Here is a 24,850-nt window from a genome sequence, read left to right on the forward strand (position 1 = left end):
ATATTTTACCAAGGTTTATTAGCCCAGGGGGTACTGTTACCGGTGTACATGGGAAGAAGAAGACAGGCGACTGACGGAAACCGGACTCTGGACAGCGGTCGGCGTCGTCGCGTCCTGACCTCTGTCGCGGGCGGTACTGCGCTGGGACTCGCGGGCTGTCTCGGGAGCCTCGGTGGCGGCGGCAGCGGCGGAGACGGGGAGCTCGCGGACGAGCTCGTCCTCCAGATGCCCGGCGGCCACTACCTCGACTCCTTCAAGGAGAAGGTGTTCAAGCCCTTCGAGGAGGAGTACGGCGTGACGATCAAGACCGAACTCCACGGCGACCAGTTCGCGGGCTACTCGAAGATCAAGGCCGGCCAGACGGAGGCCGACCTGTTCAAGTCGTCCGCGTCGACCCTCAACATGGGGTCGAAAGAAGGACTCTGGCACACGCTCGACGAGAGCAAGTTCGAGAACTACGGGAACCTTCTGGACCTCTTCCAGAACCCGCTCTACGACCCGAACGACGACGTCCACGGCATCCCGTACGTCTACGGGACCATCGGGATGGCCTACAACAAAGAGGAGCTCGGTGAACTGGACTCCTGGGAGGCCGCCTGGGACACCGCCAACGAGGGCAAGGTGACCATGGAAGGCTACGGCTTCGTGCGCGTGTTCACCACCGCCGTCTACCTCGGCATGGACCCCAACGACATCCAGGTCGACGGCTCCTACGAGAAGGGCATCCAGAAGATCTGGGACAAGGTGAAAGAACAACGGCCGCTGGTGACGAAGTACTGGACGAGCGGCGACGAGCACGTCCGGCTGTTCTCCCAGAAGCAGGCGCTCGTCGGCGAGGCCTGGGGCGGCCGCATCTACGGCGCCGTCCAGGACGGCTACGACTTCCTCGACTACGTCATCCCCAAGGAGGGCGCGTACGGCTGGTCCGACAACTGGGTCGTCCTGGAGGACACGTCCGAGAAGAAGAAGAACACCGCGTACACGTTCCTCGACTACCTCCTCGATGACGACGTCATGCAGTCGCTGTGTGAGAAGCTGGGCTACCCGCCCGCGACCAGCGTCACGTCCAAGGGCATCGAGGAGCTCTACGACTACGACCCGAGCGGCGGCGAGCGTCTGACGTTCCTCAACCCCGAGTACAAGGACGAACACGAGGACGAGTGGTCGAAGAAGTGGGAATCGGTCCAGTAACTCCAGAACCTTTTATAAATATATCCGATACAACGCAACGTGATTACCAGTGACATACCTTGAAATAGACGATCTGGTCAAGCAGTTCGGGGACCTGACGGCCGTCGACGACGTCTCGTTCACGGTCGAGGAGGGCGAGTTCGTGACCGTCGTGGGGCCGAGCGGGTGCGGGAAGACGACGACGCTCCGGATGATCGCCGGCCTGGAGGACCCGACGGCCGGGACGATACGCATCCGCGGCGACGACATCACGTCGCTGCCGGCCTACGAGCGCGACATCGGCGTCGTGTTCCAGGACTACGCCCTGTTCCCCCACAAGACGGTGTTCGAGAACATCGCCTTCGGGCTGAAGATGCGCGGCGCGAGCGAGGCCGAACAGGAGGCGGCCGTCGAGGAGATGCTCCGCATCATCAACCTCGAGGGCTACGAGGACCAGTACCCCCACGAGTGCAGCGGCGGCGAACAGCAGCGCGTCGCGGTCGCCCGCGCGCTCGCGTTCGACCCCGACCTCGTCCTGATGGACGAGCCGCTCAGCAACCTCGACAAGAAGCTGCGCCAGTCGATGCGGACCGAACTGAAGCGTATCCAGCGCGAGACCGGCGTGACGACCATCTACGTCACGCACAACCAGACCGAGGCGCTGTCGATGGGCGACAACATCGCAGTCCTCAACGACGGCCGCCTCGAACAGTTCGGCGACCCCAAGGCCGCCTACCAGGACCCTGACACGCCCTTCGTCGCCGACTTCCTCGGCCAGTCCTCGCAGGTGTCGGGCACATTCCGCCACAACGGGAGCGGGCCCGAGGTCGTCTCCGACGGGGGGACCACCATCGACGTCACGCCGAAAGACGACGTCACAGACGGCGACGACGTCGAGGTCTTCCTCCGGAACGAACTCCTGTCGCTCGTCGACGGCGAGTCGAACGGTGCGAACGTCTTCGAGGGCGAGGTCCGGAACGTCGACTACCAGGGCAGCGACGTGAACTACTTCGTGTCGGTCCCGTCCCTCGGGACGACGGTCATGGTCAGCGCGACGACCGGCATGCAGCAGACGACGTTCTCCGAGGGGACCTCGGTCGAACTGGCGATCGACCCCGCGGACGTCATCTACACGCATCCGTGACCATGTCGGGCAAGGACGCCACCGGCATGGGAAGGGAGGCCGTAACGGGCGAGCGGAGCACGTTCACGACGATCCAGGAGCGCGTCGCCGCCAACGACTACGCGCGGTGGCTCCTCTCGCCGGGGCTGGGACTGCTGTGGGTGTTCCTGTTCCTGTTCGCACCGCTTTCGATCATCGTCCTGTTCAGCTTCTACAGCTCAGGCGAGTACGGAACCATCGTCGCCGAGTTCACGCTGGAGAACTACGCCCGGTTCCTGAACAGTCCGACGTACCAGGCCGTCGTCGCGAAGTCGTTCGGCATCGGCGTGCTGACGACGCTCATCGTCCTGCCGCTCGGCTACACGCTCGGCTACTACCTCGGCCGGACCGAAACCCGCTGGAAGCCCATCCTGCTCGGCCTCGTCGTCGTGCAGTTCTGGGTGCCCATCATCATTCGGACCTACGCGTGGATCTCCGTGCTCGGCCGCCAGGGACTGGTGAACAAGCTCCTGCTGGGCCTCGGCGTCGTGAACGAACCGGTGCAGTTGCTGTACACGCTGCCCGGGATGATGGTCGGGCTGGTCGTCAGCCTGCTGCCGTTCATGATACTGCCGGTGTACTCGTCGGTGAGCACCATCGACGACGACATCATCCAGGCGGCGAAGACGCTCGGCGCGACCGACGCGCGGGCGTTCCGCGAGGTGACCCTGCCGCTCTCGTGGCCGGGCATCGTCTCCGGCATCCTGTTCACGTTCATCATCTCTGCGGGCGCGTTCATCGCGCCCCAGTTGCTCGGCGGACCGGCCGAGCGGATGGTCGCGCCGGTCATCGCCGACGTGTTCCTCAAGGACTTCAACTGGCCGTTCGCGGCGGCGCTGTCGCTGGTGTACTTCCTGCTCATCGGCGTCGCGCTGTACCTGTTCACGCGGAAGGCCGACCTCGAGGAGGCCCTGGAGGGGACCTCGCTATGAGCCGCAACTGGAACTGGACGGGCATCAAGGCCGTCTCGGCGTTCGTCTACTTCAGCATGCTCGTCCCGCTGCTGGTGGTCGTGGTCAACTCCTTCCACCCCAAGCGCATCCCCAGCTTCCCACCGTCGGAGCTCAGCCTGCACTGGTACGGCGAGTTCTTCGCCGACGAGATGTTCCTGAACGCCGTCTGGGTCAGCACCAAGGTCGGCATCGTCGCCGCGCTCGGCTGCGGCCTGCTCGGCACCGTCACGGCGATGGGGTTCGTCCGCAAGCAGTTCCCCTTCCAGAAGGGACTGACCATCGTCGTGCTCTCGCCGATGCTGGTCCCGCCCGTCATCATCGGTCTCGCGTCGACGATGTTCTTCACCGAGATCGGCTGGGACCGCAGCTTCGCGTGGCTGGCCGTGATGCACATGCTCATCACGCTGCCGTACGCGTTCCTCATCGTCCGCAGTCGCCTCTACCTCTTCGACGACTCGCTGGAGGAGGCGGCCAGAACCCTGGGGGCCGACCACCTGACGACGTTCCGCGAGGTAACCTTCCCGATCATCTCGCCAGCCATCGTCACCGCGATGGTGCTCTCGTTCGTCATCTCGTTCGGCGAGTTCACCGCGACCCAGTTCTGGGTCGCCGGGAGCACGACCACCGTCCCGGTGGTCATCTACACGATGCTGGAGACGCTCATCACGCCCAAGGTGAACGTCCTGGCGACGCTCGTGCTGGTGGTCACCATCGGCATCCCCATCGCCGCGTTCGCCATCCGCAACCGCTTATTCCCTGCGCAGAACTGAGCAGTCGCGACCCGCCGTCTATTCTTCCGTCTCGCTCCGGAGCAGTTCGAAGATCTCCGGGTCGGTGCGGAACTTCAGGAGGTTGTGGACGACCGAGTTGCGGACGTTGTCGACCACTTCCCCGTGGTCCTTGTAGAACTCGTGGATCCACTGGGATTCGGCCTGTCGCGTGCGGAACATCATGATGGTCTTCCACTGGTACTCGCCGTTCGAGATGAAGAACATCAGCGTGTGCTCGTCGGCCTTGATGTCCTCCATCGCGTCGTACCACCCCTCCTCGAAGTGCTCGGGGTTGAACTTGAACTCGAACAGCGCGAAGTTGTAGAACGTCTCGTTGGGCATGACGGCCTCCTGGAAGACGCCCTGGTCGCGCATCTTGCGGATGGTCTCGCTGACGGTGACGTGGGACACCTCGATGTCGTACTTCTCGTCGAGGATGTCCGCGAGTTCCCGCGTCGAGAGCTCGGGGTTCCGACTCAGTTCGCGGAGTATCTTGATGTCGCGCTCCTTGAACTCCCAGTCGACGTCGTCGGACTGCGGCGGCACGCTCATTGCTGATTTCGTTCTTCACGAGCGGTTATAATTACGTCGTCGGTTCACCGCTCGCCTCGACTCCCGCCGTCCGATAGCTATTTGAGGTTGCCTAACAATGTTCACTTCAAATCCGTATAAGGTTACCAGATTATGCAGAAAGAAACATATCCGGACACAAACGATGCGGTCGAGTCCCGCTACGACGACTACCTGATGCCGATCTGGAAGTCGCTCGACGTGCCCGTCAAGCGGTCCAGCGGCTGCACGCTCGAGGACTTCGAGGGCAACGAGTACCTCGACTGCTTCTCGGGCATCTCGGTCACCAACGCGGGCCACGGCAACGAGGCGGTCGTCGAGGCGGCCAAGGACCAGCTCGACGAGTTCGTCCACGGCTGCTCGTACGTCCACCCGAACGAGCCGGTGGCCGCGTTCGCCGAGCGGCTCGCCGAGGTCACGCCCGGCGACCTCCAGAAGACGTTCTTCTGCAACTCGGGGACGGAAGCCGTCGAGGGTGCCATCAAGCTCGCACGCAAGCACACCGGCAGCACGGAGGTCGTCGCCCTGGAGATGGGCTTCCACGGTCGCACGCTCGGCAGTCTCGCGCTCACGGGGAACACGGCGTACAAGGACGGGATGGCCCCGACCATCAACGACGTCTCCCACTTCGCCGCACCGTACGGCTACCGCTGTCCGCGCTGCGACGGCGACGAGTGCGGTGCCGCCTGTGCGAACGACCTCGAACACGTCATCAAATCCCACACCGCGGACGACCTCGCGGCGGTCGTCGTCGAACCCGTGATGGGCGAGGGCGGCATCGTCGTCCCGTCGAACGAGTGGTTCCAGCGCGTCAAGGAGATCGCCCACGACCACGGCGCGCTCCTCGTCGTCGACGAGGTGCAGACGGGCTACGGTCGCACCGGCAGTCTCTGGGCTAGCGACCACTTCGAAGTGACACCAGACATCCTCACGCAGGCGAAGGGAATCGCCAACGGGCTTCCGCTCGGCGCATTCACCGCGTCCGCGGACGTGGCCGACAGCTTCGGGTCCGGCGACCACCTCTCGACCTTCGGGGGCAACCCCGTGGCCTGCGCCGCCGCGCTCGCGAACGTCGACGAACTCCAGGACGGCATCGTCGACGACGCCGCCGAACAGGGCGCGTGGCTCGGCGACCGCCTCGCCGACCTCGAGGACGAGTACGACGTCGTCGGCGACACCCGCGGACTCGGTCTGATGTACGGCGTCGAACTGGTCGACCCCGACGAGGACGGGCCGATGGGCGTCGCCGCGGCGCCCGACGCCGACCTCGCCAAGCACGTCAGCCAGCGCCTCCGCGACGAGGGCGTCGTCATCGGCGTCGGCGGGTTCTACAAGAACGTGATGCGCTTCCAGCCGCCGCTGACCATCACCCGCGAGCAGCTGGAGCGCGCCGTCGACGAACTGGCAGCCGCCATCGACGCGGAGACGGACTAACGGGCGACGACCCGTTCCCGTCTCCCGCTCGGCGGCTAGAGCCAGCCGTCGGGGAGTTCGTCGGCGTTCGCGGTGAGCAACTCCACCACCGCGCGGACGTCGTCGAACTCCGGGCCCGCGTGGACGACGTGGGCGTCGCGGTCCCACGTCACGAACCCGAAGTCCTCCAGTTTCGGAAGGTGGGTGTGGGACGTGGCGATCAGTTCCTGGGGCGTCATCTCGCGTGTCAGGTCGGCCCACTCCACGGGAACGGACTCGCCGTTCTGCGGGTTCGCCTCGACCAGGGCAATCACCACAACGCGACGGTCGTGATGGGCGAGCGCCTCGAGCACTCTGTCGAACCGGCGTGGTAGCGTCGGCGCGGGGTCGGTCCGGTCGTTGCCGGGTGGGCTCTGTGAAGACACGACGAGACAGCAGGATGCGGAGGACAAAAGTACACTACGTAACCATTCACAGGTCGCCGTCGGCAGCGACCCGTCGGACCAACTCGAACGTCGGCACCGACCGTTCGCGGCGGGGAACGCGGACGTCACGTCCGCCCGTTTGAAACCCCCTCCACAGGTCGCCAGTCCGGACACTCGTCCGGGTCGACGATGGCCGCGGTGCGTCCGCTGCCAGCAGTCCCGTCCTGCTGGTGGTGCCACGCCCGTATCTCCAGCAGCACCCGTCCGAAGGAGACTCCTCGTTCCGCCAGCCGGTACTCGACGCGGATCGGGCGGTCGTCGACCACCTCGCGCGAGACGAAGCCGTTCGCCTCGAGGTCGCCGAGGGCGTCGGAGAGGACCTTGCTGGAGATGTCGCCCTCTCGCTTGAGTTCGTTGAAACCGGCCGCCCCGTCCTCCAGGAGTTGGGAGAGGATGAGAAGATGCCACTTCCGGCCAAGGAGGTCTCCGACCTCCACGAAGGCCCGCCGGAGGTCACCCGCGTCGTTCGCTTCGGAGGAGCGCACTGCCATGGACGAAGTTGGGCACGCTGCGGGCAAAAGCGGCGTCCGTGACTGTTCACGGGGCGGTCGCCCACGACGTGGCGAGAAGTTCCCGGAAGATGCGATCCTCGGCGTGGCGCAGATGGCGGTGGAACGTCGTGGTCGACACCGACATCTGGGCGGCCAGTTCCGCCCCCGTGGTTCGTCGCGGTTGCTCGAAGTACCCCGCGTGGTACGCCAGCTCCACCGCCGTCAACTGGCGGTCCGTCAGTTGCGTCTCGAGCATGTGTCGGAACGTTCGCGGGGTGAACACGAGGCGTTCCGAAACGAGTTCCATGTCCGGATAGACGTCCTGGACGCTCGCCACCACCGACTCACGGTCGACCGTTCGGGGGAGCTGGACGACGAGGGTCAGCGCGTCGTCGTCGATTCCGACCGACGCGATCTCGCCGTCGTACGTGGTGAGCCGCGACACGAGGGTCTGGTCCGTCGACTGGACCTCCAGATCGAAGCTGTCGTCGGTCGTGCTGAGCAGTCGGACGTCCGCCACCGGGAGGTGGTCGATCAGCTCGAAGCACTGGCTGGTCGAGATTCCCTTGACGGTATAGTACTGGAGGTACGTCCCGTCGACCAGTTCGACGATTCCGTCGCCGGACACCTGGAGTGCGTCGCCGCCGTGTTCGACGATGGGACGCCCCAGCGACTTCGACCGGAACGTGAGTTCGACGACCTGTTCGTTCCGGAGTTTCTCCGTGACCTCGATGGAGTGAAGCAGGTACCCGACCATCTCGCCGAGTTCCTCCAGGAGCCGTCGCTCCTCGACGTCGAAGGCCGCCGGCTGGCGCGCGTAGACGCCGAGGACCCCGTAGACGTTCCCCTCGTGGACGAGCGGCACCGAGGCGTAGGAGCGGAACCGGTACTCCTCGGCGGTCCGCTCCCAGTGCTCGTAGGGGAGGTCGGTGACGTTCTGGACGACCTGGACCTCCCGGGTCTTCGCCGCCGTCGCACCGGTCCCCTCGTCGATCGGCGGCGCCTCGGAATCGCCCAGCATCGCGTCGAGGTACTCCTGACCGATGCCGGCCGTCGCGTTCGGCGTGAACTCCGTGTACGACGACGAGAAGGTGCCGAGGACCGCGAACAGGTACGGGTCGGACCGCGCGACGTGACGACAGACCGCCCGTTCGATGTCCTCCCGCGTTCGCGCCTCCGTCACCTCCCTGACGATGCCGCGGACGACCGTGTTGACGCGGTCGAGGCGCAGTAGTTCGGCCCGCTGGGACCGCAGGTGCGACTCCCGCTCTTTCAGGTCCGTGACGTCCTCCAGACCGACGACCACGCCCGCGACCGAACCGCCGTCGGAGCGGATCGGCGCCAGGTTGCTCGACAGCCACCGGTCGCTGCCGTCGGGGAGCGTGACCCCGTGGCGGAACCCCCAGACCGGCCGCCCCGTCTCGAAGACCCGCGCTACGGGGTGGTCGTCGTCGCTCACCCGCCGGTCGTCCTCGTCGAAGACGCGCCAGACCGACCTGCACCGCGGGCCGTCGGTGACCGCCGCGCTGGTCCGACCGAGCAGCGTCGCGAACCGCTCGTTGGCGTAGTCGATGGCGTGGTCCGGGCCGACGACGGCGACGCCGACAGGCGCGGTGTCGCAGATGCGAGCGAAGAGTTCGGAGCCCGTGAGGCCGACGTCACCGGCGAGGGCAGTGGACTCACGACCGACCTCGGCGACGCCGGAGGGAAGCCACCAGACGCGTCCGCGTGCACCGACCTTCTTCGTCTCGAGCAGGTCGCGTTCCACCAGCGCGATCAGCCTGTTGTACGCCGTGCGACGGGCGCAGTCGAGTGCGTCCGCCACCTCGGCCGTCGTGAACGGCGTGCCGACGTCGTCCGCGAACACCTCGAACACGTCCTCGTCGGTGCCGCTCCTCACCGTTTCGTCCATGGGAGACTGACGCTACCGACGGAGATAGGCGTTACCGTCAACGGTCCGGGCGTCCACGCCGCGAGCGCCGCGGAGCCGACAGGATTTTGCCGTCGCTGGACCTCTCGCCGCACGAGAGGATGCCCGCGACCGCTCGCGGCGGGTCGGACGACCCGCCATCGTCGACGGAGTCCGTCCCACTGGACGTGGTGGTGTTGCCGGCGTTCGCGGCCGACGACTTCACGACCGAGGCGGACCTGCCGCACGAACTCGAACCGTGGCTCGACGACTACGCGTTCGAGCGCGAGTACGTCGTTCCGGGAGCGAACGCGCCCGTGCTCGTCACCGACGACGGCGTCGCCATCACGCCGACGGGGATGGGGAAGGCCGACGCCGCTGCGACGGTCACCGCGCTGCTTTCGTCGCCGACCCTCGACTGCTCCGAGGCCTACTTCGTGACGGTGGGCATCGCCGGTGCGTCGCCCGCCGTCGGGACGCTCGGCTCCGTCTTCCTCGCCGACCACGTCGTCGACTGGGACCGCAAGCAGACGTGGGACGAGGCGGACGGCGGGCGCTCGATGCGCCTGCTGCCCTACCGGCCGCGCGACTACGCCTACGCGCTCGACGAGGACCTGGTCGCGACGGCGCGCGAGTGGGCGACGGCGGTCGACCTCCGGGACGACGAGCGCGCGGACCGGTACCGCGAGCGGTACGACCAGTCGGCCGCACGCGGCGAACCAGCCGTCGGCGTCGGCACGACGGTCTGCGGCGACGAGTACTGGCACGGCGAACGCTCCGCCGAGGAAGCAAGCTGGCTCGTCGAGCAGTACGACGCCGGCGCGTACGCGACGACGGAGATGGAGGACTTCGGAACCGCGACCGCGCTCGACCGCTTCGGCCGCCTCGACCGCTACCTCAGCGTCCGCGGCGTCGTCAACTTCGACCGGCCGCCAGCGGGACGGTCGCCCCGCGAGAGCGTCGCCGAGGACATCGGCGAGGTCACCGTCGGGATCGGCCTGGAGAACGCCTACCGCGTGGCGTCGCACGTCGTCGACCGACTGCGCGACGGCGCTACCTGACGTATCCCCGGACGACGGAAGACTGGGCCTTCCGGACGAGTTCGGCCGCGGTGCTCTCGGCGCAGTCGAGCCGTTCGGCGACGTCTGCGACGTCCCCGGTGCGCGGGACGTCGAAGTAGCCGACATCCACGGCCGCACGCAGCGCCTCGCGCTGGCGGTCGGTGAGCGACCCACCGCGGCCGGGGCCGTGGTAGTCGCCGGCCGCGGTGACGGCGTAGTCGACAGCGCCGTCGAGCATGTCGGCGAGTTCACGGAGGGAGGCGGCGGTCCCGACGAGCGTCAGTTCGAGCGCGCCGTCGCCCCGGAACACCACCGGCGGTACGATGAGGACGGCCGGGAGACCGAACGTCTCCGACAGGTAGGGTTCGAAGTGGAACCGTTCCTGCCAGACGAAGCCGTACGTTCCGCCCCGTCCCTGCGCCGACCGCACCCGGTAGGAGTCGACGATGTCGACGTCGTCCAGCATCGCGGCCACTGCCGCCTCGTCCGCGTCGTACCGCGCGAGCGTCGTCGGGGTCGCCCGGCCCGCGTCCCACATCAGGATGTGCACCGTCGATATCGCGTCGGCGTCGATGATTGCACCGTGGAGCGGGTCGACCCGCTCGCGGTCGCGGTCGACGACGACCGACACCTGCTTCATACCAGACGTTCCGACCAGTAGTACTTAAAACACCGTTCACGAGCGGCGAAGTGTTCACCGCCGTTCCGTCGAAACTGACACGTATGAACGAACTGGCGACTGGAGAAGGACGGGGTGCTCCCGGAACGGTACCCCAGGTCGACCGGGACGCTGCTCCCCGGACCGTCGAGACGGCGACGGACCGGACGGTGGCCTACGAGACGTACGGCGACGACGACGGCGTTCCGCTGGTGTTCCTGCACGGGACGCCGGGGTCGCGGCTGCTCGGAGGACTGCTGGACGACCCGGCGAGTCGAGCAGGCGTCCAGGTACTCGCGCCGGACCGCCGCGGGTACGGCCACACCGGAGGCCAGGGAGCCGACGGCTTCTCCGCCGGCGCGGCGACGGTCGCTGCACTCGCGGACGCAGTCGACGCGGAGGGCGTCGCCGTCGCAGCGTTCTCCGGCGGTGCCCCGTACGCGCTGGCGGCGGCAGCGGAGCGGCCGGACCGCGTCGACAGCCTCCACCTCGTCTCGGGCGCACCGGCGCCCGGACTCGTCGACGAACGGCCGGCCGTCACGCGCGTTCTCGGCTGGCTCGCGACGCACGCACCGTCGGTCCTGTCGGCGGGGCTGCGCCTGCAGACGGCGGCCGTCGACCGGCTGTCGGGCGCTTCGGCAGCGGACCAGTACGTGACCGACGGGAGCTCCGTCGAGATCCCGTCGCACGTCGAGGAACTGGTCGACGCCGACTTCGTCGAGGCGTTCCGCGACGGGACCGACGGCGCTGTCGCCGACTTCCGCCTCCTCGCCGCGCCGTGGTCGGTGACGCCTGCGGCCATCGACCAGCCGGTCCACTGCTGGCACGGCACCGCGGACGCGAACGCCCCTGTCGAGGGGGCGCGACGGCTCTCGGAGTCGCTGTACGACGCGGACCTGACCGAGTTCGACGACGCAGGCCATCTCGGTGCGCTCGTCGCTGCCGCGCCGCGCGTGGTGGAAACGGTCGGACCCTGACGGGACGAACAGTGGCATCGGGACCTGATGGGACTTCGACGTAGCCGGAAAGCGCCGACGCTCGCGACGTCGGACGTGCGTCTTCCACACGACACTGCTTTGCCCGTCGAAGACTGCCCTACAGGCGTGACCGAAGACCAGTTCCGGTACGAATCTATCGGCGTGATCCGCTCACCATTCGATTCTCCCGAGGAGATGCCGATCCAACCGGTCGGTGCAGATTCCACGGTGGGAACTGTCGAACTCGAGGCGTCGTATGCGGAGGGGTTGCAGGACCTGGACGGGTTCACGCATTGCATCCTGCTGTATCACTTCCACGCGGCGGACGATACCGTCTCCCTACAGGTCGAACCGTTTCTCGACGACGTACACAGAGGACTCTTCGCGACGCGGGCACCGCAGCGTCCGAATCCGATCGGCCTCTCGGTCGTCGAGATCGACACCGTCTCGGAGCAGGAAGTGACTGTCGAAGGAGTGGACGTCGTCGACGGGACGCCCTTGCTCGACATCAAGCCGTTCGTCCCGCAATTCGACGTTCCGGACGGCACCACCGAGACGGGATGGCTCGACGCATCGAGAACTACCGTGCAATCGACGCGGGCCGACGAACGCTTCCTCTGAAAGACTCGAACCCTGGTTCGGCGCGCAACCAGGGTCCGCTTCGGAAGGCGCTGGAACCGCCGAAGTGAGGGTCACCCGTCGTCGTACTCCCGAGACACCGCGTCGAAGGTCGTCTCGCCGGCGCGGAGCGCCGCGATGGTATCGGGGACCTCCGCGAGCGGCACCCTGACCTGGTCGGTGGTGTCGCGGTCCCTGATGGTCGCGCAGTCGTCCGCCGGCGTTCGCTCGTCGAGCGTGACGCAGAACGGCGTGCCGATCTCGTCCTGGCGGCGGTACCGGCGGCCGATGCTACCGGCGTCGTCGTACGTCGCCGGCATGCCGCGGCGCGTGAGTCGGTCGGCGAGGTCGCGCGCCCGGTCGGCCTGGGCGTCCGTGAGCGGGAAGACGCCGGCGACGGTCGGTGCGACGGTCGGGGGGAGCGCGAGGCGGGTCCGCTCCTCGCCGTCGACCTCGTCGTGGCGGAGCGCGTGGGCGGTGACGGCGTAGACGACGCGGTCGATGCCGATGGACGGCTCGACGACGTGCGGCGTCACGTGCTCGCCGTGGACGGTCTCCTCGCGCACGGCGAAGCCGGTCTTCTCGACCGGGAGCGAGCAGGTCTCGTCGTCGGCCTCGACCGTCACGCGGTCGCCGGAGAACGCGTCAGGGTCGCGCTCCGCGAGCGTTTCGAGCGCGTCGACGACGTCGGCCGCGGCCTCGCCGAACTCCGGACCGAGGTAGCTCATGTCCGGGTCGACCGTCGGGCGCTCGACCGTCCTCGGTTCGTCGTACTCCCGGAAGAGGGTGAACCGCTCGTCGGAGTGGGCGTCGTGTTTCGTGAGGTCGTGGTCGGCCCGGAAGGCGAAGCCGCCGACCTCGACCCAGTCGCCGTGGAGGCGGGCCTCCGCGTCCCAGCAGGCACTCGCGTAGTGGGCGAGTTCGCCCGGGAGATGCTGGCGGAAGCGGAGGCGTGCGGGGTCGACGCCCACGCGCTCGTACCACTGCCGGGCGCGGCCGAGATAGTAGGCGAGCCACGGGTTCGCGACGACGCCCTCGTCGACGGCTTCCCTGACTGTCAGTTCGAGGTCCCCCTCGCCCTCGCGCTCCTGTGCCGCCGCCGGGTAGAGACGGAGCGGCACGTCCGCGACGGGAGCGAGGTCCGGGCCGTCGCCGTCGGGAGCCGCGAACTGCTGGAGTTCGGCGAGCGTGAGTTCGCGGACCCGGAGCAGCGAATTCCGGGGGCTGATCTCGTTGCGGTAGCTCCGGCCGACCTGGGCGACGCCGAAGGGAAGCTGGTTGCGCGCGTACTCCTTGAGTCGCGGGAACTCGACGAGGATGCCCTGGGCCGTCTCCGGGCGGAGGTAGCCCGTCTGGGAGCTACCGGGGCCGATGGACGTCTCGAACATCAGGTTGAACTCGTCGACGGCTTCGCCCGCGAGCGCGGCGTCGCACGTCGGACAGTCGGCGTCGTGGTCGGCCAGGAGCTCCTCGACCGCGTCGGCCGCCAGGCTCTCGGCGTCCTCGACGTCGCTTTCGTCCTCGACGAGGTGGTCGGCGCGGTGGCTCTCGCCACAGTCTGGACACTCGACGAGCATGTCGTCGAAGGTGTCGAGGTGACCCGACGCAGCGAAGACGTCCTCGGGAACGACCGTCGGCGACTCTATCTCGTGGTTGCCCTCGCGGACGACGAACCGGTCGCGCCAGGCGTCCTCGACGTTGCGCTTCAGCGCGGCACCTCGGGGACCGAACGCGTGAAAGCCCGCGACGCTGCCGTAGGCGTCGTTCGCCTGGAAGAAGAAACCACGGCGCTTCGCGAGTTCGACGACGTCGGGGTCAGTCATCGCGGCTCACCCGCCGCTGGCGGCCGTCGTTGTAGCTAGCTGGCTGTGCTGTCGGTGTGGTTGGTGCTGACATGGCTGCTGTGCTGTGGAACGCTCGGTGTCGGTCGCAGTCGTTACTGCCGAGAAAGAGGGAGTCGATGGTTTCTGCCCCGGCGACGACCGTAGGATGCGGCCCGGACCGGGACTCCACCCGACTCCACAGCACTAGCACCGTCCGACGGAAACGGGTGCCATTACCGACACGTCGCTGCTCGCTGATTATAAACCTTCGCCCGGGCGGTCACAGTTGGTCGAGGATGGCGAGTGCACGCCCGGCGAGCGCGTCGGCGTCGGGTGCCAGCAGGCGGACGACGGCCTCCTTGCCGACGTCGCCGCGGTCGAAGACCGCAGCGGGCGTCGCGTCCGCAGTCTCGAACGCCCGGCGCGCGGCCCAGCCCATCGTCGTTCCCTCCTCGTCCGGGTCGGGCTCGTTCGAGCGGTCGACCTCGACGACGGGTGCGTCGAGGCTCCCGAGCGCCGACTCGACGGCGTCGTCGAACGCGAGGTTCGTGGCGAACCGGAGAGCGGGGTCGTGCTCGCGGGCGGCCAGCAGGAACCGCGCGACGTGACTGGAGGCGCCGAATCGCGTTCCGCGGTTCGGCCGGACGCCGGACAGCGTCCGGGTGATGCGCCCCTCGACGGCCACCGTCTCCTCGGTCGCCTCCGCGAGCGGTGTCGCACCGACGACGTTCGTCCCCACCTCGGGGACGAGCGGGCGTGCGTCGGCCGCGACCAGGCGCTCGACGACGCGCTCGACGGCCTCCTGGGTCGGCTGGCGGGCGGCGCGCTCTCTGACCGCCGAGAGATGGTGGACGGACCCGGGACCGGTCCCCACGTCCAGCGGGTAGCGCACCGCGCGACTCATGAACTCGACGCCGGCCTCGACCGCGTCGTACAGGTCGTCGCCGTGTGCGAACCGCGCCGCGATGGCGCTGGAGAGGGTACAGCCGGACCCGTGCGTGGCCGGGGAGTCGATGCGCGGATGCCTGAAGGTGTGTGCGCCCTCGCCGGTGACGAGGACGTCCCTGACGGTCGCGCCGTCGCCGACGTGGCCGCCCTTCACGAGCGCCGCGTCGGCACCCATCGCGACGATAGCCTCCCCAGCCTCGACCATCGCGGCCTCGTCCTCGACGGTGACGTCCGCGAGGATCTCTGCCTCGTCGGCGTTCGGCGTCACGACCGTCGCCTCGGCGACCAGTCGTTCGTAGGCGTCCTCGGCCTGGGGTTCCAGGAGGCGGTCGCCGGACGCAGCGACCATCACCGGGTCGATCACGACTGGGACCTCCACGTCGGCCGCGCGTGACGCCACGGCGTCGACGACCGGCGCGACGCCCAGCATGCCGGTCTTCATCGCGCGGACGTCGAAGTCGGAGCGCACGGCGTCTATCTGTGCCTCGATCTCCTCGACGGGAACGGGGTGGATGGACTCGACGCCGCGCGTGTTCTGTGCAGTGACGCTCGTGACGGCGCTGGTGCCGAACGCGTCGAACGCTGCCATCGTCTTCAGGTCCGCCTGTACGCCGGCACCGCCGCCCGAGTCGCTGCCGGCGACGGTGAGCGCCACGGGTTTCTCGACCGGTGCCGGTCGGCGAGGTTCGGTCATGCCAGGCGATATCACTGGTTGATATAAATCGGTGGTGGTTTGGTCGAGCGTACACGGCGGGGAAAGCGGGACGACAGGGATACCGCGGGCGCATCAGGCCCTCCGTCTGTCGAGGCTACCAGTTTGCTCCCAAGAGAACCACGCCTGCGGCACTCGGTGGTGATAACCAATGAATACCACTAGATTATATGGCCCTGGGGCGTCCAGATGCAGCCATGAGCTTCACCAGCGAACTGGAACCGGTCGCCGAACCAATCTGGGACGCCATCCTGGCGCACCCGATGGTCGAGGAGCTCGGGGCTGGCACCCTCGACGAGGAGCCGTTCAGGTACTGGGTCCGGCAGGACTACGTCTACCTCGTCGACTACGCCCGGGTGTTCGCCCACGGGGCGACGAGGGCGCCCGACCTCGACCGCATGGCCACGTTCGCGGACCTGCTCCAGTCGACCGTGAACACCGAGATGGACCTCCACCGAGAGTACGCGGCCGAGTTCGGCATCTCGGAGACGGACCTCGAAGGGACGGACCCCTCGCCGACCACGCGGGCCTACACCGACTTCCTCGTGCGCGTCGCGGCGACCGGGACGTTCGGCGACCTCGTGGCGGCGCTGCTGCCCTGCATGTGGGGCTTCAACGAGACGGGGCGGCGACTTGCGGAACGCGGGTCACCCGACGACGAGCGGTACGTCGCGTGGGTCGAGATGTACTCCGGCGAGGAGTTTGCGGAGCTCACGGCGTGGTGCAAGGAGCTGATGGACGACGTGGCCGCGGACGCGAACGAGGTCGAACGCGAGCGATACGTGGAGCTGTTCCGCACGTCCGCACGCTACGAGTACCGCTTCTGGGACGCCGCCTGGCGTCAGGAGGAGTGGTCGGTGTGACCTCCCCCGGTACGGACGGCGTCCCCGACACCTACGAGGGGTACGCCGAGGGGCGCGAGCGGGCGCGGTTCACCGACTGGCTCCGCGAGCGCGCGGAACCGGACTGGTCGGCGGCGACGACCCACCGGTTCGCGCGCGAACTCGGCAGCGGCGACCTCGACGACGCCGTGTTCCGGCAGTATCTGGTGCAGGACTACGCCTTCGTCCGGACGCTGACCGGCGTCTTCGGCCACGCCGTCGGGGACGCGCCGACGATGGCGGCGAAGTCGCGACTCGTCGACTTCCTCGCGACGATCACCGACGACGAGAACGACTACTTCGAACGCGCCTTCGCGTCGCTCGACGTCCCCGAGACGACGTACGCCGAACCGGAGCCGACGCCGACCACGCGCGCCTTCGAGGACCTCCTGGAGCGGGCGGCGCGGGAGGGCGGGTACGCCGAGACGCTCGCCGTCCTCGTCCCCGCCGAGTGGATCTACCTGGAGTGGGCCACCGCCGTCGACGGGTCGCCCGAGCCGTTCTACCTCGCGGAGTGGGTCGAACTCCACGCCACCGACGCTTTCGCGGATTTCGTGCGGTGGCTACGGCGGGAACTCGACCGCGAGGGAGCGACCGCCATGCCCGGACGACAGCGACGGATCGAGCGGTTCTTCCGGCGGACTGTGGCGCTGGAGGCCGCGTTCTTCGAGACGGCGTACGACCCGGACGCGACCGGAGGCGGGTCGTCGCGGTGAGCGGCGACTGCTGACGGGAGCCGGGTGACCCGGCACGTTTTTATTCTCCGGTGATACCACCAACGTATGGGCGGAGCCACGAGAGATGCGAACGCCGTGACGGGCGGACGGATACGCGACTACGTGAGCGAGATGGGGCCGTCGTGGGTCGCCGGGTCCATCGCCGCGGGACCGGCGACGATGGCGAGTCTCGTCGCCGCCGGCGCGAGCTTCGACTACGCCCTGCTGTGGGTCGTCGTCCTCTCCGCGGTCGCAGGGGCGCTCGCGCAGTACCTCGCGATGCGCCTCGGCCTGCTGACCGAACAGGGCATCGTCGGCGTCGTCGAGGAGCACCTCGGAGAGACGTGGGCGTGGATACTCGTCGCCGACGTGGTCGTCGCGGCCGGCGTCGCACAGCTCGTCATCATGAACACCGTCGCGGCCGTCTCGGCGACGATGACGGGCGTCGACGCACGCATCTGGGGCGTGGTCTGGGCGCTCGTCCTCGTCGCCGGACTCGCCGGCGAGGGGTATCGCTTCGTCGAACTCGCGGCGAAGGTCCTCGTCAGCGGGGTCGTGCTGGCGTTCGTCGCGTCGCTGTTCGTCGCCCCCATCGACCCAGGGCGGGCCGCCGCGGGGCTCGTCCCCTCGCTCCCCGCGGGCAGCGCGGTCGTGGCCGCGGGCATCCTCGGCGGCGCGGTCCACATCACGCTGATAACGATGCACTCCTACACGATGCGGGCACGCGGGTGGACCGAGCGCGAGTACGGTCTCGCGACCTTCGACGTCGGCGCCTCGATGCTCGTCGCGTTCGGCGTCTACAGCGTCGCCATCTTCCTCGTCACCGCGAGCGTGCTCACGGACCCAGACCTGACGACGGTGAGCGCGGCGCAGGCGCTCGGCCCGCTCGTCGGCCCGGGCGCGAAGTGGCTGTTCCTGCTCGGACTGGGCGGCGCGGCGGTCTCGACCCTCGGCGGGAACACCATCGTCCCGCCGTTCCTGGTCGCCGACAAGCTGGGCTGGGGGACGACCGTCGAGGACACGCGGTATCGCGCGCTGCTCGCCGCCGTCGCGCTGCTGTCGGCGCCCGGTGCGTTCATCGGCGGCCAGGTGCTCGGCCAGCTCGTGCTCGTCCTCGCGCTCGGCACGGTCGGCACGCCGTTCGCCATCGCCGTCGTCATCTACCTCCTGAACTCGGCCGCGGTCCCGGAGCCGACGCCGACGCTCGCCAACGTCGGCGGGATGGGCCTGCTGGCCGTGTCGGGTGGGCTGGCGGCCAACTTCGTCCGCGGGCAGGTCGCCGGCGGCGTCGACGCGCTCTCCGGCGTCGTCCTGGCGTTCGCCGTCGTCCTCGGCGTCGCGACCGTCGCCCTCCTCGGAAAGTTCGCCCACGAGGAGGCCGCCGCGTGACCGACCTGCCCTTCCCGCTAGCCGGGTCGACGCTCGTCGTCGGCCCCTCGCAGGCCGGGAAGACGCGGCTCACCGCCCGCGCGCGGGACGTCTGGGTCGACCGCGAGGGCGCGGCGGGGGTCGTCGTCCTGGAGTTCGCACCCGAGGTCGAACGCGACGGCCAGCTGCTCGGCGGCCGACTCGACCGCTTCACGTCGGTCCCGGACGCCGCGTGGCACGGCGTCCTCGACGCCCACGCCCCGCGGTCGGACGGCGAGACGGCGGCGGAGGCGGTCGCGCTGGCACAGGACAACGCCGTGCGGGCCGAGCGCATCGTCGACGCTGCCCCGGACCCGCGGGCGGTGTTCGTCAACGACGCGACGATACCGCTCCAGCACGAGTCGGTCGACGCGGAGCGGCTCACGGCGTACTGCGACGGCGCCGAGTGCGCCGTGCTGAACGCCTTCGAGAGCGACGAACTCGGGACCGACAACCCGGTCTCGCGGCGCGAGCGGTCGACCCTCGCGTCGCTCGGGGCGTGGGCCGACCGGACGGTCGACCTGTCGTAGGCCGCCGCCGAAACAACGCTTATCGGGGCCGTCGTCGAACGTGCGATGACGGGTCCCTGCAGTCGAGGAGTCGGACCGCGGCCCGGGCGGGTCGAACGACACGGGGGTTGTCATGACCACGGACTTCCTGGTCGCGATATCGGTCATCGTCGCGCTGGCGGCCGTCGCGAAGCTGCTCGCGAACCGGTACGGCATCCCGAACGTCGTGTTCCTGCTCGCCTTCGGCATCCTCGTCGGTCCGGAAGGGGTCGGCTTCCTCGACCCGTCGCTGTTCAGGGGCGACCTCGAGGACATCGTCGGGTTCGCCGTCGCCATCATCGTCTTCGAGGGGGCGTTCTCGCTCTCGCTCGACAGGGTGCGACGCACCCCGCGAGGGACGCTCAGGCTCGTGACCGTCGGGTCCGCCATCACGTTCGTCGGGCTGGGGGTCGCGATCCGCTATCTGGTCGGCCTGCAGTGGACCCTCTCGCTGCTCGTCTCCGCCCTCCTCGTCGCGACCGGGCCGACCGTCATCACGCCGATCCTCGAGCAGATAACGGTGCGAGAGGACGTCCGGCAGCTCCTCGAGACCGAGGGGATCATCAACGACCCCGTGGCGTCGGTCCTCGGGGCGGTCGTCTTCTCCGCGACGCTGACCACGAGGCGCACGGCGAACGGCAGCGAACGTGGTAGCGACGTCGTCGTCGACTTCGTCACCCAGATCTCCGTCGGCGTCCTCGTCGGCATCGTCACGGCGGTCGTGGTCGGCTACGTCCTCAGGGAACTGAGCACGTCGCCGCAGGACTCGCGGCTCGTCGTCCTGGGGAGCGTGCTACTGTCGTACACCGTCGGCAGCGCCGTCGCGACGGAGGCTGGCGTCGTGACGGTGGCGGTCGCCGGACTGCTGCTCGGCAGCCTGGACCTCCCCTACCGGGCGGAGGTCGCGGGGTTCAGCGGCGACGTGTCGAACGTCGTCCTCGGGGCGGTGTACCTCATCCTGGCGGCGCTGATCCGGTTCGAGGACATCGTCACCCTCGGTGTCGGTGGCCTCGCCGTCGTGTTCGTGGCCATCGTCGTCGTTCGACCGCTCGCCGTGTTCGTCTCGACGTACGGCTCGGACTTCTCGCGGAACGAGCAGTTGTTCGTCGCTAGCGTCGGCCCGCGGGGCATCATCCCCGCCGCGACGGCGACCCTGTTCACGCTCCAGCTCTCGGCGGCCGGCGTCGCGAACGCCGCGAGCGTCGCGAACCTCGTCTTCCTCGTCATCCTCGTGACCGTGGTCATTGAGGCCGGCGGCGCCCCGTTCATCGCACGAATGCTCGACATCGTACCTATGACAACCATCATCATCGGCGGCGGCGACATCGGACGAACGCTCGCAGACAGGCTCGAAGACCAGGGCGACAACCCACTCATCGTCGAACGCGACGGTGACGTCGTCGCGGCGCTCCGCTCGGACGACTACTCGGTCGTCCACGGAAACGGGACGGACGCCGACGTGCTGGACGACGCCGGCGCGACCGACGCGACCATGGTGGTCGCCACGACCGACGACGACGCGACGAACGTCCTAGCGTGCCAGACGGCGCGCTCCGCGTTCGGCGTCGACACGCTCGTCTCCCTGGTGAACGACCCGACGAGGGCGACGGCCATGGAGGACCTGGGCGTCCTGACGATAACGCGACCGGCGGCGACCGCGACCGCGATCGACGAACTCGTGTCGCTGCCCAGTCTGTCCGAGTGGAAACACGGCGTCGGCCACGACCAGAACCTGGCCGAGGAGGTCGTCGTCTCCGACGACGTCGACGGCGAGCGCGTCGCGGACGCCGGGCTCCCGGACCCGGTCGTCGTCGTCCTCCTCCAGCGGGACGGCGACTACGTCGTCCCGACGCAGGACGTCGTCTTCCGGAAGGGCGACCGCGTCACCCTCCTCGGACGCTCCGACGCCGTCGAGGACGCGGTGGCGCTGCTCGGGGAGCCGTCCGCTGGTTGACGAGCGAAACGAAACCGTACTCCTCGCACGAGTACCGGAACGCGGAAGGGGTTCTTGCGTCGACTGTGGCTGGAGATCGGTTTCACGCGTGGTGCTGCCGTGCGGGTTTCAGCATTGGGGGTGTTGCAGTCGTGGCTGGCCGAGCGTGCTGGGAGTGGTGGTCTTCTGTTCCGTTCGGAATTGTTCGTTCTAGCTGTCTCGTTGCTATTCTGGAATCGACTTCGTGTCATCTTCTCGTCTCCTCCGTACTGTGGGATCCGCTGGGAGCGCGTTCGACGAGGTCGGTGAGCGACTGCTCCCCGCGCGGTGAGACGGGGACGGCTCATCGCTGGCGTCAGTAGTCGTACTGTGATCCCCCCACAGTTCGAACCAATAATTACCGCTTTGTTTTCTTTTAGGGCCGCCAAACATTCGAACGTTTTCTTTAGGCTCGCCAAACACCACAGATTGATTACAAATGAGGTCGTAGCTGCTCGTGCATGAGTACAGAAGGCCTGGAGCGACGAACGCGGAGCTACCTCAGTAACAACGTCCCGCAGATCCAAGATCACGGCGGCTACTTCGAGATAGAGGACGTGGACGAGGAGACCGGTGAGGTGACGGTCGCTATCGGCGGTGCCTGCTCGGGGTGTGGCATCGCACCGATGACGATGCGGGCGATTCGACACCGACTCCCCGACGAAATCGACGAGATCTCCGAGGTGGCCGTCCGGCGGGCAGGTGGCCCGCAGGCAGCAGTGATGCCCAGCAAGACCGAGGAGATGGAAGACATGGACGAGTACAGCGATTACTCGCCGCCGTTCTGAGAACCTGCCCGACACGGTTCGGCCGACGGCAGCCCCGACGTAGCTGCCCGCTCATCGCGGGACTGGTACCTCACGGATTTTATCTACGCGTCGTCGCTACAGCGGAGCAACCGGCCGACGAGAGTCGGCTGTTGCTCAGTCGCGGGTATCTTCGCGCTCGAACGGAAGCGTCGAGGCGAGTCGCTCGGCGACTGCCGGACTCACCGCGCCACACATCTCCATCGCTTCGGTTTCGTGGTCGTCGATGTCGAGGACACCGCGGAAGAACCACGAGAGAGTCACGTACGTGTCGTGCAACTCCGCTGCTCGCCGGCGTCCGGCGTCGGTCAGCGTCGCGCCGTCGTACGGTTCGTAGCGGAGGAGGCCGTCGTTCTCGAACTGTCGGAACGCTTCGATGACCGTCGCCGGTGACCGCCCGAGCATCTCGGCAACGACGCCCGGCGAGACGGGACTCGATTCCCGATGTTCGGCGATGTACAGCCCAAGGAGATACTGTGAGGGTCTACTCATCTGTCCGTAATCTCGAAGACCGGTGTAGAACGAGCAGCGACCGGTCGACAGAGTCGAGTTCGTCGGTCGATGCCGTTCGTCAGTTCTGTCCGATCCACGGTTTCTCACCCGTGCCTGGATTCCAGCGATGTCCCCACGTACTCGTGGATGGTTTCGTCGTCGATGACGTCGAGCACGCGCTCGCTTCCGATCACCTCGACGAGACGTTGCAGGCCGCGTTCGGCGCGCGCTTCGACCTCCGACTCGCCGAGTCGGGTTTCGAACGCCCGGTCGACGTACGTCTCGCGCAGTTCCGCGAGGCGCTCGTCGTCCACGTCGTCCTCGCCGACCTCGTTGTGGAACCACTCGCGCCACCGGTCGCGCTCGGCCCACTCACCAGAGAACTCCGCGTCCGGTCGGAGCCAGTCGTAGTGTGGCGCGACGCCGTCCGGATAGCCCTGTTCGCGCCGATGGTCCGCGAGCAGACACCGGGCGACGTGGGCTCCGTTCCCGGCGGCGACGATAGCCTGTGCGCTCCGGGCCCCCGCAGGCGAGGCGACGTACAGTCCGTCGATCGGGGTCCGGCCGTCCTCGTCGGGGTAGTCCGGGTCGAACCGTTCCTCCGGTTCGCCGTGGTGCTCGTGCATCTCGAACATCGCATCGTCGCCGAGCGGGCGGAGGTACGAGCCGTCGTACCACGCTGCGACCACGACGTAGGTCGCCGTTACGCGTCGCCCCTCCTGGGTCGCCGCGACGAAGCCGGACTCCTGCTCCCCTCGGTCGACCGACACCACCATCTCCGGGACGACGTCGCACCCTGCCTCCTCGGCGTGGGCGTGCATCAGGTCGTGGAAGGTGTCCACGTCGACGCCTGCCGGGAAGCCCAGGTAGTTCTCGAGATGGGCGCACCGTGGCAGGGCCGCGTTCCCGCGGTCGAAGACGACGGTGTCGAGGCCGTACCGGGACGTGAAGACGCCCGCCGAGGAGCCGGCGGGGCCGCCACCGACGACGACGACGTCGTAGTCGGTGGCCGGTTCGTCCGTGGACGACATGATCAGCTGTTTCCGTCGACGATGTCGGCGACCCGCTGGCGGTCGAACAGCGTTCCTTCGTGGTCGTACAGTTGCTTCGCGGCACGTTCGGTGACCACGAGGTTCGTGATCGGACCCTGGTAGAGCCCGCCGGCGCGATAGACGTCGCCGTTCTCGACCGCGGTGAGTGCGCTCGCCGTGCTGTGGCTGCGGAGGAACTCGACGACGGTGCTCTGGAACTTCTTCTTGGACAGCGACTCGTAGCCGCGCAACATCAGCACTTCGGGGTCGACTTCGAGGAGCGTCTCCAGGTCGATGGATCCCCGACTTCCGTGGAAGTCCTTGATGTCCGTGTTCGCGAGTGCGTCCTGGACTCCGAGGTCGCGGAGGTGCTTGAAGCCGGTGCCGCCGCCGATGATGTACGGATAGAACTTCTCCGGCTGGTTCCCGACGCCCCAGAGGACAGCGACGGACGGTCGCTCGCCCTGCTCGGGAACGACCGAGGCGAGGTTCGCCTGGAACTCGTCGTGGAGTTTCTCGAAGGCGTCGTACCGCTCGGTCCGCTGGAAGACCTGCGCGAGCTTCTCGAAGCCCTCGTAGAGGGTGTAGTACCGGTAGTCCGAATGCCACGGGTAATGTTGGGCGTAGATACAGTTGCCGAACAACGGGCCGACGTTCTCGTCGATCTCGTCGACGTCGGACTGCTTCCAGCCCTTGAACCGATTCATGAGGAAGTTGGGGTCCATGACGTGGACGTCCCCGTCGAGTTCGTAGAAGAGCTCCTTGCTCACGCCGTCCTGGTACAGCGACACCATGTCGCTCTTGTCGACGGAGACGCCGGGGATCTCGTCGTAGTACTGGGTGTGGTAGCGGCTGGTGAGCCAGACCGCCTTCGGCGGTTCCAGTCCGAGTGCGATGCCCATGTCCGCCCAGCTCCCGTTGTTGGCGACCCACGTCTCCGGGACCGAGTCGAAGGTGACCTCGCCGACCGGAACCATCGACACCGAGTACGGCTCGTCCTCCCCGGTGGTCGTCTCGGAACTGGTCGTCGTGTCTGTCTGTGTCGCGGCGTCCGTCTCTGTCGTCGTAGTACTCGTCGCCGATTGGGACCCACTGTCGCCGAGACAGCCTGCCAGCAGCCCACCGCCGACGACCGCGCCGCCGTATTTGAGATAGTCTCTCCGCGTCGGTGCATCGTCCCCGTCCGGATGACCTGCCATACGGTTTAGGCTACCCTAAAGCAATAAAGTGATTTCGATTTTTAGGCCAACCAAAATAGTTCTCGTGAGTCGAAGCCG

The 24,850-nt window shown here is 67.8% G+C and carries 24 protein-coding genes; 14 read left to right on the forward strand and 10 right to left on the reverse strand.

Translation table 11 applies throughout. The features are described from left to right. Positions 1-48 precede the first annotated feature (48 nt). The 4 genes from NKT36_RS16880 to NKT36_RS16895 are packed head-to-tail and all read left to right on the forward strand — an operon-like array spanning position 49 to position 4,055. The gene (locus NKT36_RS16880; protein ID WP_327053555.1) at positions 49-1,191 is read left to right on the forward strand and encodes an ABC transporter substrate-binding protein; all 1,143 of its coding nucleotides are present in this window, start codon (positions 49-51) and stop codon (positions 1,189-1,191) included. A gap of 49 nt (positions 1,192-1,240) precedes the next feature. Continuing rightward, positions 1,241-2,314, forward strand: a complete 1,074-nt coding sequence (locus NKT36_RS16885; RefSeq protein WP_327053556.1) for an ABC transporter ATP-binding protein — start codon at positions 1,241-1,243, stop codon at positions 2,312-2,314. 26 nt (positions 2,315-2,340) lie between these two features. After that, a complete protein-coding gene (locus NKT36_RS16890; RefSeq protein ID WP_327053557.1) occupies positions 2,341-3,264 on the forward strand; it encodes an ABC transporter permease in 924 nt (307 codons plus the stop codon). Next, positions 3,261-4,055: an ABC transporter permease gene (locus NKT36_RS16895; protein ID WP_327053558.1), complete on the forward strand. Its 795-nt coding sequence runs from the start codon at positions 3,261-3,263 to the stop codon at positions 4,053-4,055. Before NKT36_RS16890 ends, NKT36_RS16895 begins: the two co-directional genes overlap by 4 nt. A gap of 18 nt (positions 4,056-4,073) precedes the next feature. Here NKT36_RS16895 and NKT36_RS16900 read toward each other — a convergent pair whose 3' ends face one another. Next, the gene (locus tag NKT36_RS16900) at positions 4,074-4,607 is read right to left on the reverse strand and encodes an Lrp/AsnC family transcriptional regulator (protein WP_327053559.1); all 534 of its coding nucleotides are present in this window, start codon (positions 4,605-4,607) and stop codon (positions 4,074-4,076) included. Between the two features lie 132 nt (positions 4,608-4,739). Between NKT36_RS16900 and NKT36_RS16905 the strand changes: the two genes are divergently transcribed. Continuing rightward, positions 4,740-6,059, forward strand: coding sequence for an aspartate aminotransferase family protein (locus NKT36_RS16905; protein WP_327053560.1), 1,320 nt, complete (start codon positions 4,740-4,742; stop codon positions 6,057-6,059). Between the two features lie 35 nt (positions 6,060-6,094). Here NKT36_RS16905 and NKT36_RS16910 read toward each other — a convergent pair whose 3' ends face one another. From NKT36_RS16910 to NKT36_RS16920, 3 genes are all read right to left on the reverse strand, one after another. Continuing rightward, the gene (locus tag NKT36_RS16910; protein ID WP_327053561.1) at positions 6,095-6,463 is read right to left on the reverse strand and encodes a hypothetical protein; all 369 of its coding nucleotides are present in this window, start codon (positions 6,461-6,463) and stop codon (positions 6,095-6,097) included. Positions 6,464-6,588: 125 nt separating this feature from the next. Next, positions 6,589-7,014, reverse strand: a complete 426-nt coding sequence (locus tag NKT36_RS16915; protein ID WP_327053562.1) for a winged helix-turn-helix transcriptional regulator — start codon at positions 7,012-7,014, stop codon at positions 6,589-6,591. A 46-nt stretch (positions 7,015-7,060) separates the two neighbouring features. After that, entirely contained in the window at positions 7,061-8,926 is a 1,866-nt protein-coding gene (locus NKT36_RS16920) for a bacterio-opsin activator domain-containing protein (RefSeq protein ID WP_327053563.1), read from the reverse strand. 119 nt (positions 8,927-9,045) lie between these two features. Here NKT36_RS16920 and NKT36_RS16925 point away from each other — a divergent pair, with 119 nt between their 5' ends. Continuing rightward, on the forward strand, positions 9,046-9,984 hold the full coding sequence (locus tag NKT36_RS16925; protein ID WP_327053564.1) for a phosphorylase family protein: 939 nt from the start codon (positions 9,046-9,048) through the stop codon (positions 9,982-9,984). Here the strand turns inward: NKT36_RS16925 and NKT36_RS16930 are convergent. Next, a complete protein-coding gene (locus NKT36_RS16930) occupies positions 9,977-10,624 on the reverse strand; it encodes a helix-turn-helix domain-containing protein (RefSeq protein WP_327053565.1) in 648 nt (215 codons plus the stop codon). The genes NKT36_RS16925 and NKT36_RS16930 overlap by 8 nt on opposite strands. Positions 10,625-10,707: 83 nt before the next feature. On the opposite strand from NKT36_RS16930, the gene NKT36_RS16935 reads away from it, so the two are divergent. Next, positions 10,708-11,619 (forward strand): alpha/beta fold hydrolase, encoded by a 912-nt coding sequence (locus tag NKT36_RS16935; protein ID WP_327053566.1) that lies wholly within the window; start codon positions 10,708-10,710, stop codon positions 11,617-11,619. A gap of 126 nt (positions 11,620-11,745) precedes the next feature. Further along, on the forward strand, positions 11,746-12,240 hold the full coding sequence (tsaA, locus tag NKT36_RS16940) for a tRNA (N6-threonylcarbamoyladenosine(37)-N6)-methyltransferase TrmO (protein WP_327053567.1): 495 nt from the start codon (positions 11,746-11,748) through the stop codon (positions 12,238-12,240). Positions 12,241-12,311: 71 nt separating this feature from the next. Here tsaA and glyS read toward each other — a convergent pair whose 3' ends face one another. Continuing rightward, positions 12,312-14,060 carry a glycine--tRNA ligase gene (glyS, locus tag NKT36_RS16945; RefSeq protein ID WP_327053568.1) on the reverse strand — a complete coding sequence of 583 codons (1,749 nt, stop codon included), beginning with the start codon at positions 14,058-14,060 and terminating at the stop codon, positions 12,312-12,314. Positions 14,061-14,340: 280 nt separating this feature from the next. Continuing rightward, positions 14,341-15,702, reverse strand: coding sequence for a bifunctional hydroxymethylpyrimidine kinase/phosphomethylpyrimidine kinase (thiD, locus tag NKT36_RS16950; RefSeq protein ID WP_327053569.1), 1,362 nt, complete (start codon positions 15,700-15,702; stop codon positions 14,341-14,343). A gap of 215 nt (positions 15,703-15,917) precedes the next feature. Here thiD and tenA point away from each other — a divergent pair, with 215 nt between their 5' ends. From tenA to NKT36_RS16980, 6 genes are all read left to right on the forward strand, one after another. Beyond that, positions 15,918-16,583, forward strand: coding sequence for a thiaminase II (tenA, locus tag NKT36_RS16955; protein WP_327053570.1), 666 nt, complete (start codon positions 15,918-15,920; stop codon positions 16,581-16,583). Then, positions 16,580-17,317: a TenA family protein gene (locus NKT36_RS16960; protein ID WP_327053571.1), complete on the forward strand. Its 738-nt coding sequence runs from the start codon at positions 16,580-16,582 to the stop codon at positions 17,315-17,317. Before tenA ends, NKT36_RS16960 begins: the two co-directional genes overlap by 4 nt. Before the next feature lie 66 nt (positions 17,318-17,383). Then, the gene (locus NKT36_RS16965) at positions 17,384-18,706 is read left to right on the forward strand and encodes an NRAMP family divalent metal transporter (protein WP_327053572.1); all 1,323 of its coding nucleotides are present in this window, start codon (positions 17,384-17,386) and stop codon (positions 18,704-18,706) included. Beyond that, the gene (locus NKT36_RS16970; protein WP_327053573.1) at positions 18,703-19,254 is read left to right on the forward strand and encodes a hypothetical protein; all 552 of its coding nucleotides are present in this window, start codon (positions 18,703-18,705) and stop codon (positions 19,252-19,254) included. Before NKT36_RS16965 ends, NKT36_RS16970 begins: the two co-directional genes overlap by 4 nt. A 112-nt stretch (positions 19,255-19,366) precedes the next feature. After that, on the forward strand, positions 19,367-21,226 hold the full coding sequence (locus NKT36_RS16975) for a cation:proton antiporter domain-containing protein (protein ID WP_327053574.1): 1,860 nt from the start codon (positions 19,367-19,369) through the stop codon (positions 21,224-21,226). A gap of 479 nt (positions 21,227-21,705) precedes the next feature. Then, a complete protein-coding gene (locus NKT36_RS16980; protein ID WP_327053575.1) occupies positions 21,706-22,032 on the forward strand; it encodes a NifU family protein in 327 nt (108 codons plus the stop codon). A 135-nt stretch (positions 22,033-22,167) separates the two neighbouring features. Here NKT36_RS16980 and NKT36_RS16985 read toward each other — a convergent pair whose 3' ends face one another. The 3 genes from NKT36_RS16985 to NKT36_RS16995 form a co-directional block, all read right to left on the reverse strand. Next, on the reverse strand, positions 22,168-22,542 hold the full coding sequence (locus NKT36_RS16985; RefSeq protein ID WP_327053576.1) for a metal-dependent transcriptional regulator: 375 nt from the start codon (positions 22,540-22,542) through the stop codon (positions 22,168-22,170). Between the two features lie 104 nt (positions 22,543-22,646). After that, entirely contained in the window at positions 22,647-23,573 is a 927-nt protein-coding gene (locus tag NKT36_RS16990) for an FAD-dependent oxidoreductase (protein WP_327053577.1), read from the reverse strand. A gap of 2 nt (positions 23,574-23,575) precedes the next feature. Continuing rightward, positions 23,576-24,772: an ABC transporter substrate-binding protein gene (locus tag NKT36_RS16995; protein ID WP_327053578.1), complete on the reverse strand. Its 1,197-nt coding sequence runs from the start codon at positions 24,770-24,772 to the stop codon at positions 23,576-23,578. Positions 24,773-24,850: the final 78 nt, after the last annotated feature.

Origin of the sequence: Halomicrococcus gelatinilyticus (assembly GCA_024227995.1) — an archaeon.
In the GTDB taxonomy this organism is placed as follows: Archaea; Halobacteriota; Halobacteria; order Halobacteriales; family Haladaptataceae; genus Halomicrococcus; species Halomicrococcus gelatinilyticus.

What these genes read in the sequence shown, in the direction of transcription:
- NKT36_RS16880 (WP_327053555.1), top strand. Translation starts at nt 49, where the DNA reads ATGGGAAGAAGAAGACAGGCGACTGACGGAAACCGGACTCTGGACAGC.
- NKT36_RS16890 (WP_327053557.1), top strand. Translation starts at nt 2,341, where the DNA reads ATGGGAAGGGAGGCCGTAACGGGCGAGCGGAGCACGTTCACGACGATC.
- NKT36_RS16895 (WP_327053558.1), top strand. Translation starts at nt 3,261, where the DNA reads ATGAGCCGCAACTGGAACTGGACGGGCATCAAGGCCGTCTCGGCGTTC.
- NKT36_RS16900 (WP_327053559.1), bottom strand. Translation starts at nt 4,607, where the DNA reads ATGAGCGTGCCGCCGCAGTCCGACGACGTCGACTGGGAGTTCAAGGAG.
- NKT36_RS16905 (WP_327053560.1), top strand. Translation starts at nt 4,740, where the DNA reads ATGCAGAAAGAAACATATCCGGACACAAACGATGCGGTCGAGTCCCGC.
- NKT36_RS16915 (WP_327053562.1), bottom strand. Translation starts at nt 7,014, where the DNA reads ATGGCAGTGCGCTCCTCCGAAGCGAACGACGCGGGTGACCTCCGGCGG.
- NKT36_RS16920 (WP_327053563.1), bottom strand. Translation starts at nt 8,926, where the DNA reads ATGGACGAAACGGTGAGGAGCGGCACCGACGAGGACGTGTTCGAGGTG.
- NKT36_RS16925 (WP_327053564.1), top strand. Translation starts at nt 9,046, where the DNA reads ATGCCCGCGACCGCTCGCGGCGGGTCGGACGACCCGCCATCGTCGACG.
- NKT36_RS16930 (WP_327053565.1), bottom strand. Translation starts at nt 10,624, where the DNA reads ATGAAGCAGGTGTCGGTCGTCGTCGACCGCGACCGCGAGCGGGTCGAC.
- NKT36_RS16935 (WP_327053566.1), top strand. Translation starts at nt 10,708, where the DNA reads ATGAACGAACTGGCGACTGGAGAAGGACGGGGTGCTCCCGGAACGGTA.
- glyS (WP_327053568.1), bottom strand. Translation starts at nt 14,060, where the DNA reads ATGACTGACCCCGACGTCGTCGAACTCGCGAAGCGCCGTGGTTTCTTC.
- thiD (WP_327053569.1), bottom strand. Translation starts at nt 15,702, where the DNA reads ATGACCGAACCTCGCCGACCGGCACCGGTCGAGAAACCCGTGGCGCTC.
- tenA (WP_327053570.1), top strand. Translation starts at nt 15,918, where the DNA reads ATGAGCTTCACCAGCGAACTGGAACCGGTCGCCGAACCAATCTGGGAC.
- NKT36_RS16965 (WP_327053572.1), top strand. Translation starts at nt 17,384, where the DNA reads ATGGGCGGAGCCACGAGAGATGCGAACGCCGTGACGGGCGGACGGATA.
- NKT36_RS16975 (WP_327053574.1), top strand. Translation starts at nt 19,367, where the DNA reads ATGACCACGGACTTCCTGGTCGCGATATCGGTCATCGTCGCGCTGGCG.
- NKT36_RS16980 (WP_327053575.1), top strand. Translation starts at nt 21,706, where the DNA reads ATGAGTACAGAAGGCCTGGAGCGACGAACGCGGAGCTACCTCAGTAAC.
- NKT36_RS16985 (WP_327053576.1), bottom strand. Translation starts at nt 22,542, where the DNA reads ATGAGTAGACCCTCACAGTATCTCCTTGGGCTGTACATCGCCGAACAT.
- NKT36_RS16990 (WP_327053577.1), bottom strand. Translation starts at nt 23,573, where the DNA reads ATGTCGTCCACGGACGAACCGGCCACCGACTACGACGTCGTCGTCGTC.
- NKT36_RS16995 (WP_327053578.1), bottom strand. Translation starts at nt 24,772, where the DNA reads ATGGCAGGTCATCCGGACGGGGACGATGCACCGACGCGGAGAGACTAT.